Consider the following 12,342-nt stretch of genomic DNA (forward strand, 5'->3'; position numbering starts at 1 on the left):
TCACACTTTCTGAAAAATACCTACCCAGCCATCTTTTTTACCTAACAAGCCAAAAGACAGACGATATAGCAACACACAAAATAAATTCTCCTATTTGATAAAATTTCGTCGTCCAATCTCTGATGTATTGCCCTCTAAAGAAAGTAAATCTATAGCAACTGACATATTTTCTATGTAGGGTGTGTGACGCTGCGAAATTATTGGAAGATAGTTATTAGACTTATAGCGTCACACACCAAGGATCAATTTTGATACTTGCGTAAGTCAATATATGGTTTAGAGAATTTCTAAAAGTAACTGTTTAGCTGTCATACCAGCAACTTCCCAATTAAGACGAGTTAAATATTCATTAAAAGATGATATAGCTAATTCTTCATATTTGTGATACTGATTCCAATACTGAATTACATAATTACAATAATCTTCTACTTTGGCATCGACTGAAAAAGTTTTGCCATTAATATCATCTTTAATCACAGTTGGGATACCTGCTATTTTGGTTGTTAAACAAGGAACACCAAAAGCATTGGCTTCTGCCAAAACATGAGGATTAGTATCGGCTAAGGTAGGTAAAATTAAAAAATGAGAATCACCAATTAACTTACACATTTTAGATAAACCATCAGGTTGATTTTTGTTGATATACCCCAATGGTTTGACAAAGCTTGGCAATGGTTCTTCAGAGATAGGCTGACATCCTATAATCGTTAACTCTGTATGCAAACCTATTTCATTTAATTTTTTAGCTACTCCTAGAGCAATATCCCCACCTTTACGTTTCCAATCAACCCCAGAGTAAATTAACTTACATATTTTATCTCCCCTTGATTTAACTAGTTCTGTAATCTCTACTAAACTTCTTCCTGGCTTAATTTCTATATTTGCGCCTCTGGGAATAATCCGAATTTTAGACTTGTCTATTCCATAGGTTTTAACAACAGTCTCCCTTGCCCATTCGGAGGTAACTATAAGTAGCTTGCATTTATCCAATGCAGCCTTTTCCATTTGATAAATATTATTTTTAGTTTCTTGACAAAGATTACTCAAATGAGGAAAAAAATTGATTAATTCAGTTAAAGTAGTATCTATCCACAGCACTATCGGCTGTTGACACTCTAAATAAGCAGTAGGAATTGCGCCTTCAGGAGAAATAACAATATCACTACTTGTATCACGTAATTTTTTAGCTACTTGATTACCATAACTTCGACAAACTATTGGTTCGCTCCAACTGTAATAATCTTTTTTAAATAAGTGATGATAATATAGCCATTTACTTCTAGTCAACCAAGATTGTGTTTTTTGTAGAGGGCCTAAATAATCAAGAAAAATATTTTGATTGGTTAATGTCTTAGCAATGAAATTACTAGCTCCATAGTTTCCACCATGATATTTTGTCCAACTATCAGGATTTTTAACATCATAAGTAGTCACATAAGCAATTTGCATAAATTCCTCTGAGGTATTATTTTTGATTACAAACTTGCTCAAAATATTTGAGAGTTTTTTGAGCCAAATCTGACCATTCTAATTCTTTTAAATTAGCCGAGGGCGATCGCTTTTCTTGAATAGCCCAATTTAGTCCTGTTGCTAAAGCTTCTGTCGTTAAATCTCCAGAGTACAAATTCACCCACTCCAACCCAACTTGCATCTGTAATTCTTTCATCGATCCCTTATCAGGTACTAATATAGGAGAATCAAAAGATAAAGCTAGGATGGCACTACCTGAGTTTAAAATTTCTTGAAAAGGTAAAGCTACTAAATTAGCAGCTTGAAAGTAGATTTGTAACTTGTCATCAGGCACAAACGAGAAATTTAATTTAATTCTGAAATCGTTAGCAGCTAAAGTTGATATCTCATCACCTAATTCTGGTGATTCGACTTTACCTGCTATCAGCAATATCCAATTGTTAGGAGCTAAATCCAGAAATACCCGCACTAAATGAGGAATGTTTTTGTAGTAGTCAATATATCCCAAAAATAAAAGTAAATTACAACCATCTGGTATATTTAAAGTCGATCGAGCAGCATCCTGACTAATTTGGTTAGGATAAATCTGTCTATAATGACCATGATTAATAACGGCATGGGGTATTGTTCGGGAATATAAAAATTGTTTATCTGCCAATTCTTTAGCAGTTTCACTATGACTAATACATCCATCTACCAGCTTAATAAAATTATTCTGGAACCAATTTGCTAATCGAGGATGTAATAGAGAGTGGGGATAACTATCATGAATAGTCCAAATAATTTTTGTACCTTTAACCTTAGCCCACTTGATGGCTAACAGCATTGTAAATGCACGAAAAAGAGCTACAATTAAGTTAGGATGACGCGATATAGTTTCTGTCGGCCAATGTAGATGGAAAATATCATATTTCTGGACTAATAACTTTCCCAGCGTAAATTCCTCAACTGTTGCGCCCTGTTCACAAATATGTGAATACAATAGCCAGTTGTAAGGATTTTTATACTTGGTTTTAAATGCCGGCCAGGCAATAATTTTCATTAAAAATGACCTAAATTAAGCAATAAATATTAGTGTTGCTTTCCTGAATATCAGAAATGCAGAGTAACAGTCGGCTTTGGGCTAAATATTTTTTAGCTAATATAAGCGGGTAGGGAAATCCGACCAGTAATATAGTGTAAACAAACCTTGATAGGGCAAGCGATCGCCACTATTATGCCCTTAAAATTCACAGTAGGCAAATTTTATAAAACGAAGATGATGCTAGAACAAGGAACTATCAGTATTCATACTGAAAATATTTTCCCGATCATTAAGAAGTCTCTTTATTCAGATCATCAAATTTTCCTGCGAGAACTGGTATCTAACGCCGTAGACGCAATTCAAAAGCTCAAAATGGTCTCCCGTGCTGGTGAATATGCGGGAGTTGTGGACGAGCCGGAAATTCAAATCGCTATCGATAAAGACAAAAAAACCGTCTCCATTAGCGATAATGGCATTGGGATGACCGCCGAGGAAGTGAAGAAATACATTAACCAGGTGGCGTTTTCCAGTGCGGAAGAATTTATTCACAAATACGAAGGGAAAGCAGACCAACCAATTATCGGTCACTTCGGTTTGGGTTTCTACTCCTCCTTTATGGTGGCGCAGAAAGTAGAAATTGATACCCTCTCTTACAAAGAAGGCGCGCAAGCAGTCCACTGGAGTTGTGATGGTTCACCGGAATTTACCCTAGATGAATCTTCCCGCACAACTATTGGGACTACAATAACTCTGACTCTGTTACCAGATGAAGAAGAATATTTAGAATCTGCACGCATTAAAAACCTGGTTAAGACTTACTGCGACTTTATGCCAGTTCCCATCAAACTCGATGGAGAAGTCTTAAACAAACAAAAAGCACCTTGGCGGGAGTCTCCCAATAACCTGACCAAAGAAGATTATTTAGAATTTTACCGTTATTTGTATCCTTTCCAGGAAGAACCCTTACTTTGGGTGCATTTAAATACAGACTATCCCTTCATCATCAATGGGATTTTGTATTTCCCCAAAATGCGTCCTGATGTCGATGTCACCAAAGGTCAAATCAAATTATTCTGTAACCAAGTCTTTGTTAGCGATAACTGTGACGAAATTATTCCCCAGTTTCTCATGCCCATGCGGGGTGTAATTGATAGCACAGATATTCCCCTCAACGTATCCCGCAGTGCCTTACAAGGCGATCGCACCGTCCGCAAAATCGGCGATTATATAGCTAAGAAAGTCGGTGATAGACTCAAAGAACTTTACCGCGAAGACCGAGAACAATACATCAGCGCGTGGAAAGACCTTGGTACTTTCGTCAAATTCGGCGTTCTCAACGACGAGAAATTTAAAAAACAAGTCGAAGACATTATCATTTTCCGTAGCACTGCCAAATTTGAGCAATCAACAGCCTCAGCACCAGTCGTAGAAGTCCAGACAGAAGAAGGCGACGTTTGGCAAGATGTCAAACCCGCGACCTCTGGTAGTCCCTACACCACCCTCAAAGAATACCTAGAACGCAACAAAGAACGCCACGAAAACCGCGTCTTCTACAGCACCGATGAAGCTACCCAAGCCACTTACATAGAACTCCACAAAAACCAAGGTTTGGAAGTTCTGTTTATGGACTCCTTCATCGACACCCACTTTATTAATTTCCTAGAACGGGAATACAACGATGTCAAATTCACACGGGTAGACTCAGATTTAGACGATACCCTCCTAGCTAAAGACAAAGCTGGCGAAATCGTTGACCCCACCACCAATAAAACCAAGAGTGAAGTTATCAAAGAGTTATTTGAAAAATCACTCAACAAACCCAAAGTCAACATTCGTACTGAAGCCTTAAAATCTGATGACCCCCAAGGAACACCACCAGCGATGGTACTGTTACCTGAAATTCTGCGTCGTTTGCGGGAAATGAACGCCATGATGCAACAACAAAATGCAGAATTTCCCGAAGATCACGTCTTATTGGTAAATACTGCCCATCCCCTCATCCAAAACTTAGCTAACCTCAATCAAGGTAGTATCATTCAAGATGATGGACAATCAACAACCAACCCCTTAGTAAACCTCATCTGTCAACACGTTTATGATTTAGCACTGATGTCTCAAAAAGGATTTGACGCTGAAGGAATGAAATCCTTTGTCGAGCGTTCCAATGAAGTGCTAACTAAACTGACAGAACAAGCCAGCAAATAAACCGTTTGTAGTAAGGACTTTAGTCCTCCTCATGTTCAGGAATAAAGTCCTTACACAAACATACCAGCCTACTTTTTTGAAAAAATACTCAACATTCTGGCAACTCTCACCCCAATATTCACCCTAGAGCTTCTAAAATAGAAAGGTTGTACTCAAATCTCAATCTGGAGATACATTAACTATGTCTCGTCGTTGCGAACTGACTGGCAAAAAGGCAAACAACGCCTTTGCAGTTTCTCACTCCCACCGCCGCACCAAACGCCTTCAGCAAGCTAATCTACAAACTAAACGTGTTTGGTGGCCTGGTGGAAACCGTTGGGTAAAACTCAAATTATCTACCAAAGCTATTAAAACCCTAGAGAAAAGGGGAATTGAAGCAATGGCAAAAGAAGCTGGTCTGAACTTAAATCATTACTAATACCAGCTTGCCAAAATTGTGAGGGATATTTAACCTCACAAACCCTTATTTTATTAATAAATTACGCCTGATGTGAATTAGGAAAACCTTCTAGTAGGTTTAGAGTCTATTTATGAAGTAAATCTTAAGTAGGGTGTGTTACGGCTGTGTCAGGATTTTGACGCGTGAGAAAATGATATGTAGTCGTAACGCACCATACGATGGTAGTGCGTTGCGAGTTGCTTTAACACACCCTACGAATTTAAGGTTTACTTTATAAATCATCTCTTATGGATTGTTAAATAAAAGTATTAACTACCCAAACGAATACTGTTCATTTATCTCGCAAAAAGAAATCATCACGATACAGCCTCTCCATCACGGGGAGGTTTTCAATTTTAAAGGTACTTTATATCAGTTGATCTTGACATGATATGTTTTCCCGCGTAGATGGGTAATATAAGTTTAATCTATTCACAATATCTTTACACACTCGTCATTCCATGAAATAAACTTCTGCTAATTTAACGTAAATTTACGATGTGTATTACTGAAATTGTTACCCATAAAACAAATTCAGTAAAATCAGTATTTTCCGAATAAAATAGACGACTTATCCAGTGATATAAATTGAACACATCGTCAAATTTTGTGTTGCTACTGAGTTTAGTGTTGCTAACACAGGGTGATTTTTGCAGAATTCTTCATTTACATTATGTCTAAAACAACGGGCATGATCAGTCAATAGCAAAAGCATTTGTCAATTATTTGTCAAACACTTCACAGGAAAGTAGCTATGTCGCCAAAACGCCAGCTCTTCAAAACTAAAAAACGCTTTTTAAAAAAACTGAAGCTGATTAGTAAGCAGTGCTTGTCTGCAATTAATAGGCCAATTGTTTGGCTATTACGCAAGTTATTTGTCACGAAGAAACAAAGAACTTCTGCGAATGCTGGTTTTGTTTTGCCGACAGTAGCCATGATCGCAATAGTAGTTGTTCTATTGACAACTGTGATTATGCTGCGGTCATTTGAACGTGCGAAAAATGCTAGTAATGTCCGTGTCAATGAAGCTGTAATCAGTGCCGCTACTCCAGCCATTGATAGAGGTAGGGCTAAATTAAATAAACTATTTCAAGATAAAAGATTACCACGCGCTACACCAACGGATCAGGCATTGTACACCGTTTTGATCGACAAATTGACTGAGTATACCTTTGGTGATGAAACAGCATTGAAACTTTCATATACATATAAGGATAAAGATAATAAAGACGTTACAGACACCTTAGAGACAGCCTGGCGATATCCCGTTGATACCGACAACAATGGCAAATTTGATAGCTACACTCTCTACGGAGTTTACTTTAAAACTCCCCCTGTAGGTGCTGATAATAAATATAGCCGTGCCAGAAATCCTCTAGAAGCCAGAACTCCACCAATGGTAGAGGGTACTGTGGATGCCACCTGTGGTGCTAATACTAGTGCGGTTTTAGTAGGTAATACTGGTTGGATTAAACAAAATAATGAGTTAAAGAAATCCTTCTTTGTTTATACAGCTACAGTACCAATTACATCTGCACCGAGTGATGCTACTAACTATGAAAGGTATCAAGGTAACAAAGGGTTTGCTTCTGTAGAATATCAGCAAGACAGAGTACAAATTCCACCCAATAACTACGCTGTTGTTTACGAAGATGATATCTCACTCACTCCTGGTTCAGCATTTAATCTCAATGGCTCAATTTTTACTAATAGCAACTTCTTAACCCGTCCAGGGACTACTATCAGGTTATATCAAGTTAGTGCTAGAGCTTCTTGTTTCTACGAAGCTAAAAATGCCAAAATCATCATTGGTGGTAATTCAGCTGTAAATGGATTTACTTCTACTGCAACCGATAATACTTCCAACACTAGCGTTGATTTATTCAATGGAAAATCGACTAATCCATCCTCAACATCATGGGTAAGATCAGTTAGTGACACCCCCAGAAACACAGCCTATAATAATCAAGCTTATGTAAGTCGCATCAATAGATTGGTGGCTGCTCAATTAGCTAACAATGCCAACACTGATCCTTCAGAAGTTCAAGACGGTATTGAAAAGAAAAAGAAAAGTCTGGGTTTATCAAGTTTCACAACCGCAGAACTCGATAGAATTCGCCGTCAACAACTAGAACTTTATTTTAGAAAGCGTACTCGTCGCGTTCCTTTTGGAGAAGTTGCATTTAACGGTACAGATACATCTCCTACCCCACTGCTCCAAGGTAGCGGTGATACACTCCGTGCTAATGATAGATGGATTTATCCTACAGACCCAACAGATGGAAAAACAGTTGGTACTAACTACACTAGGTTAGAGTTAAATATCACTAATACATCCCTAGCACCCAAGGCTACAGAACTAAAAGAACTGAAAAAACAAGGTGGAAAAGAGCCAGAATTAGGTGATAGAGTTCTAGTTGGCAACAATTTACCTGAACTTTGGTGGGATAAGACTAAAGCAAAATTTGTCAGTACAGGTGTTGAGGATACGCAACAAATCAGTGGCGTTATCTGGGATCGGCCAACTGATACAACAGTAGTTCGTACCCGACGTTCTTTAGTCCAAACATTGGCTGATGTAGGATCTACGGATAGAGATTCAGATTGGGAACTAGATGCAGCTAGAATACCAAACGACCCCACAGACCCCGTAGGTGGTTTGCGCGTGGTGACTGGTGCAGGTATATATTTAAACCAAGGTGGCACTCCTAGTAGTTTTGCTAACACTGTCACAACAGTCTGGCCAGATACAATGCCAGTGCCGCAAGCCGGACTACCAGTACGGGAAAACGCAGATGGTACACCACAACGAGATGCCAGCAATAATCCAGTAACATTTAAAACCGTTCAGCCATATTGGATGTATTCTTACATGGGAGACTCTTCTATAGCGTCTCTCACATATACATGGCCTGAGATAACTGTCGCTAATACCCCATATCTGCAAATGCGAGCAACGGCAGTTTATCATTACAAGTCTAATAACTATAATGCACAAAATCCCAAACCTATAGCTTGTGTCAGCAGTTTTTATGTCCCGACTAATCAGTATAGGGCTAGAAATAGGTCAGGACTGCCTTGGAATGCTGCCACCAATGACACAAGTCGCCCCCAACGAAATGCCTTATCCAATAACGGTATAGCTTATCCCGCCCCTACTAAGTCCATTACCGATTATCAGACGGTACTTACATATCAATCTCAACTCACCTATCCCAACGGACGTTCAATAGATGATGGGCTATTGGCCAGAGCATTGGCTAAAACCGCAGCGAATCGGACTTTATCAGAGCAATCTGCCATTGATGCTCAAATTTGCGCCCTGCAAATTTTAGATGGTAGTCTCAGCCCCTCAAATACTGTGATTGATCACGGTGCGATTAGAGAAACAACCCTCCTAGATCCAAGGGAGGTCAAGAGCAATAGTGTTTCACAAAATGATAACTACAATCTTCCTGTCAGAGATAGACAACCCATAGAAATTCGTGCCACTGTCTTAGACCTTGATCTTCTCCGCAAAAAGACTATTGGTACTGCTACTCCCTCCCAAGAATATTTGCTACCAAATAGCGGTCTTATCTATGCTACCCGTGATGATGCTCTACCAGATATCAGTGCAGGTACTACAGAAGCTGCGAAATTAGTCAGTCCTGTAGACTTTATACTTGACCCTACCCGTCGTCCTAACGCCATTATGCTGATTAATGGGGACAGGCTTGGACGCACAGACACTTACCGAGATGTAGAAAAAGGATTGATTTTAGCTACCAATTTACCTGTGTATGTTAAAGGTAACTTTAATCGTCATCAAGACACTACAGGTAGTGAACAGCAAGAGTTTACCGAAAAATTAGACGGGAATTGGACTACTGCTAAATTCTATAGCGATCGCAAAACGCTTAATGAAAATTTTGCTTGTCGTAAGAGTGACCCCAGATTACCCAAATGTACCACCGGCGATCAATGGCGACCTGCGACAGTATTAGCAGATGCCGTCACCTTACTGTCTGATGCCTTTAGAGAGGGATTCCGTGATGAGGGTGATTATGACTGGAGTCAAAATACCCTTCCCTCAGCACCAACTGGCTTCTCAAGATTTAACAACTACGTCACCGTCAATAACTGGCCTAATCAAATCCAGACACAGGGTAGTTCCTATCTCAACAACTTTGTGACACCCATTCTGTTGAGGACTATACCAGGAGCATATTTGACAGAAGTTTGTCCTGTCAAAAATGGCAAAGGAACTGTAGAAACAACGGATGCTACGGGAAAGAAAGTAACAACAGAAGTAGATGCAGCCACATTCTGTAGCGATCCTAAAAACTGGACTATTCAAACATCCTGTAGTGATAACGGTGGAGGTAATACCTATCTTAATGGCAACATCATAGGCAAAAACGGTGATCCCGGTAATGGTAGGATTAAAACCGGATATGTCTTTGAAGATCCAGATGGCTTTGGTAAGCAAAATGGTGCTGAATGTTTTGATAATAATGCACCCCGAAGAATAGCCTTCCTCAGAGACACTACAGGAAACATAATCTCACCACTTCAAGTTTTAGGTGTTAATAAAAGTGGAAAAGTCGCAGCATTCAACTTTGGCAATCCTGGTTCTGATCTGCTGACTCCACCTAACGGTGCAACTATGCCCTGGTTAAGGGCAACTGTCAGTGCTGGCGGTAGCATCACAGCACTTACCCCAGTCTTGCAAATTGAGCAACCTTTTGCCACACCAAATGACCCAAATAATGCTGACAGGATTGGTGGTGCAAGCACTACTAGACAAGATACAAACAGATGGCTACAACGAGCAGGTGCTGACACTACTTTTAACTTAATTGTGGCCGCAGGGGATAGCCCAGCCCGTCCTACAGAAGATAATGGCGGTCTGCACAACTTCGTCCGCTTCATGGAAAACTGGCAACCACCTACTAGCATTACCCGACAAGCGATAATTAGCGGTTCTTTCATGCAAGTTAAAAAGAGTGCCTACGCCACAGGCCCATATAACGGAGCATTAACAGCCTCTGGTACTACCTACGGTATTGATATTGACAGTGGTAGAGGTACTGGCTTCCTTCCCCCCGGAAGACAGTGGGGTTATGATGTCGCACTGCTGTCTCAAGCACCCGACTTATTCGCCCAAAAACTGGTATTAACACCACCTGATTTACCAGATGAATACTTCCGCGAAGTAAGTCGAGATGACAAATGGGTACAAACACTGTTATGTGCTAAAGATGCTTCTGACAGTACGAAATTTGCCATCGACCAAGATCAACGTCCCAATAGCTGCAAATCCTAAAACTGAGAAGCTGGTGAGTAGTCATGATTAAACACAACTCAAAACAAACACCTTCATCTAACAGTGATTCTGGTTTTACGATTATTGAATCAATTTTAGGTCTGCTAGTAGCTGCCATTCTATTGGCGGCTATATCTCCCATCCTTGTCATCTCAACATCTGTCCGTGTCCAATCTCGCCGCATAGAAAAAGCAACTCAAGTTGCCAACACATTCATTGATGGTGTGAGAACTGGTTCAATTAAAGCCCCCAGTGAATACAGTAGTGACAACAAAATTGAGTTAGACGCAGCGACAAAAGACGCGCCCAGAACATTATCACAGAGTCTCATTACCCTCACGACCATGCCAGTTCCGACCAACAGCACAAAGACAAATTTATATCTTTTCAGAAAAGATGGCAGTATTTGTCATGTGAGTGAAACAGGTTGTACAACAGACTCCAACAACACTTTTGAAGAATATTACATTCAAGCACGTCAAATTATCGTCAAAAGTAGTGGCTCTAGTGATGGTTATCGTCTAGCAATGCGGGTTTATCGTACAGATGTTGATTTTGCTAAACCACTCCTCGCTAGTGAAAGTCCTAATAAAAGAAGTGTATCGCCTGTAACTGGAGGTTTAGGTAACAAGCAAGCACCGTTAGTAGAAAGAACGGCAGATGTTGGCAATATTAGCACTTCATTTCAGGCTTTATGCCAACGTCTTGGTATAGCACCTGACAAAGATGGAAAGGCTCAAAACTGTCAATAATTAGCTGAGGCATTTTGTTTGTAGTGAGGAATTTATCCCTTATAAAAATTATTTTGACGACTACAGTCCTTACTACAAACTTTTTCTATTGAATGATGTTGAGAAGAAAAAAAATTGACATACGGTGCATACATGAGTAATAGGAGAACTCCATAATGATTAAGACATTGCACTTTATCCTCAAGAGCCACTTCAAAAAATCTAAGGACATTCAGCAAACTGGCGGTTTTACTCTGATTGAATTGTTAGTAGCTTTGTTAATTTCATTTTTAATCATTACACCATTACTAGGGTTCATGATTAGTGTCATGAATACAGACCGACAGGAACAAGCTAAAACCAATTCTGAAGAAGAACTCCAAACTGCACTCAATTACATTTCTCGTGATTTACAACAAGCAGTATATATATATGATGCTGCGGGTGTTAGTGCAATCAGCTCCCAATTACGCTACCCAAATGATGCAACGAAAGTGCCTCTACTAGTTTTTTGGAAACGAGAATTAGTTAGTGAGGTCATAGCAGCAGCTGATAACTCAAAAGATGATACTTTTGTTTATTCATTAGTTGTTTATTATCTAATTACAGATACTACTAATACGACTTGGTCAAAAGCTGCTCGCATTGCTAGATGGCAAATTCAAGATGGTGTACAAGCTATAAGTGGTGGTGAAGAATGTACAGGATATACAGCCAAGTATGTCAAAATTGACGGCAAGACGCAATGTCCCAGTCCAGGTTTTGCTCCTTTTCAAGCCCAATTTGATGAGGCTGATAGTTTAGAGCAAGGAATGAACAAATGGCAAAAATCATCTAGCTCTTATACTGCTGATGCTACGGTGTTGATTGACTATATTGATCAAAGCACTGCATCACCCCGACCAAATGCAACTTGTCCTCCTGACTCCACTTCACCTGCAATTACATGGTCAAGAATAGCAGATACAAGAACAAATAGTATGACTGGGTTTTATGTATGTGTAGATAAAACCAATACAACAGCACAAGTATTTATTCGCGGAAATGCCGTAGCTCGCATTGAAAATAACAAAGATAAAATCAACTATATTGACAGTCGAAAAACTTATTTCCCTACACTATCTGTTAGGGTTCAAGGACGGGGATACTTGTTTAGGTAATTACC

The 12,342-nt window shown here is 39.5% G+C and carries 7 protein-coding genes; 5 read left to right on the plus strand and 2 right to left on the minus strand.

What is annotated here, in order from left to right:
• Positions 1-276: 276 nt before the first annotated feature.
• On the minus strand, positions 277-1,449 hold the full coding sequence (locus CLI64_RS19960) for a glycosyltransferase family 4 protein (RefSeq protein ID WP_103138840.1): 1,173 nt from the start codon (positions 1,447-1,449) through the stop codon (positions 277-279).
• 16 nt (positions 1,450-1,465) lie between these two features.
• The gene (locus CLI64_RS19965; protein ID WP_103138841.1) at positions 1,466-2,512 is read right to left on the minus strand and encodes a glycosyltransferase; all 1,047 of its coding nucleotides are present in this window, start codon (positions 2,510-2,512) and stop codon (positions 1,466-1,468) included.
• A 219-nt stretch (positions 2,513-2,731) separates the two neighbouring features.
• Here CLI64_RS19965 and htpG point away from each other — a divergent pair, with 219 nt between their 5' ends.
• The 5 genes from htpG (at position 2,732) to hpsC (ending at position 12,337) form a co-directional block, all read left to right on the plus strand.
• A complete protein-coding gene (gene htpG / locus CLI64_RS19970; protein ID WP_103140804.1) occupies positions 2,732-4,699 on the plus strand; it encodes a molecular chaperone HtpG in 1,968 nt (655 codons plus the stop codon).
• A gap of 181 nt (positions 4,700-4,880) precedes the next feature.
• A complete protein-coding gene (gene rpmB, locus CLI64_RS19975) occupies positions 4,881-5,117 on the plus strand; it encodes a 50S ribosomal protein L28 (protein ID WP_103138842.1) in 237 nt (78 codons plus the stop codon).
• Positions 5,118-5,892: 775 nt separating this feature from the next.
• Positions 5,893-10,446, plus strand: coding sequence for a hormogonium polysaccharide biosynthesis protein HpsA (gene hpsA / locus CLI64_RS19980; protein ID WP_103138843.1), 4,554 nt, complete (start codon positions 5,893-5,895; stop codon positions 10,444-10,446).
• A gap of 23 nt (positions 10,447-10,469) precedes the next feature.
• On the plus strand, positions 10,470-11,198 hold the full coding sequence (gene hpsB / locus CLI64_RS19985) for a hormogonium polysaccharide secretion pseudopilin HpsB (RefSeq protein WP_103138844.1): 729 nt from the start codon (positions 10,470-10,472) through the stop codon (positions 11,196-11,198).
• A gap of 155 nt (positions 11,199-11,353) precedes the next feature.
• The gene (hpsC, locus tag CLI64_RS19990) at positions 11,354-12,337 is read left to right on the plus strand and encodes a hormogonium polysaccharide secretion pseudopilin HpsC (RefSeq protein WP_192881565.1); all 984 of its coding nucleotides are present in this window, start codon (positions 11,354-11,356) and stop codon (positions 12,335-12,337) included.
• Positions 12,338-12,342: the final 5 nt, after the last annotated feature.

This window comes from Nostoc sp. CENA543, from assembly GCF_002896875.1.
Lineage (GTDB): Bacteria > Cyanobacteriota > Cyanobacteriia > Cyanobacteriales > Nostocaceae > Trichormus.

Bases quoted from the DNA above. Each gene is read 5' to 3' on its own strand.
- CLI64_RS19960 (WP_103138840.1), bottom strand. From the start codon at position 1,449: ATGCAAATTGCTTATGTGACTACTTATGATGTTAAAAATCCTGATAGT.
- CLI64_RS19965 (WP_103138841.1), bottom strand. From the start codon at position 2,512: ATGAAAATTATTGCCTGGCCGGCATTTAAAACCAAGTATAAAAATCCT.
- htpG (WP_103140804.1), top strand. From the start codon at position 2,732: ATGCTAGAACAAGGAACTATCAGTATTCATACTGAAAATATTTTCCCG.
- rpmB (WP_103138842.1), top strand. From the start codon at position 4,881: ATGTCTCGTCGTTGCGAACTGACTGGCAAAAAGGCAAACAACGCCTTT.
- hpsA (WP_103138843.1), top strand. From the start codon at position 5,893: ATGTCGCCAAAACGCCAGCTCTTCAAAACTAAAAAACGCTTTTTAAAA.
- hpsB (WP_103138844.1), top strand. From the start codon at position 10,470: ATGATTAAACACAACTCAAAACAAACACCTTCATCTAACAGTGATTCT.
- hpsC (WP_192881565.1), top strand. From the start codon at position 11,354: ATGATTAAGACATTGCACTTTATCCTCAAGAGCCACTTCAAAAAATCT.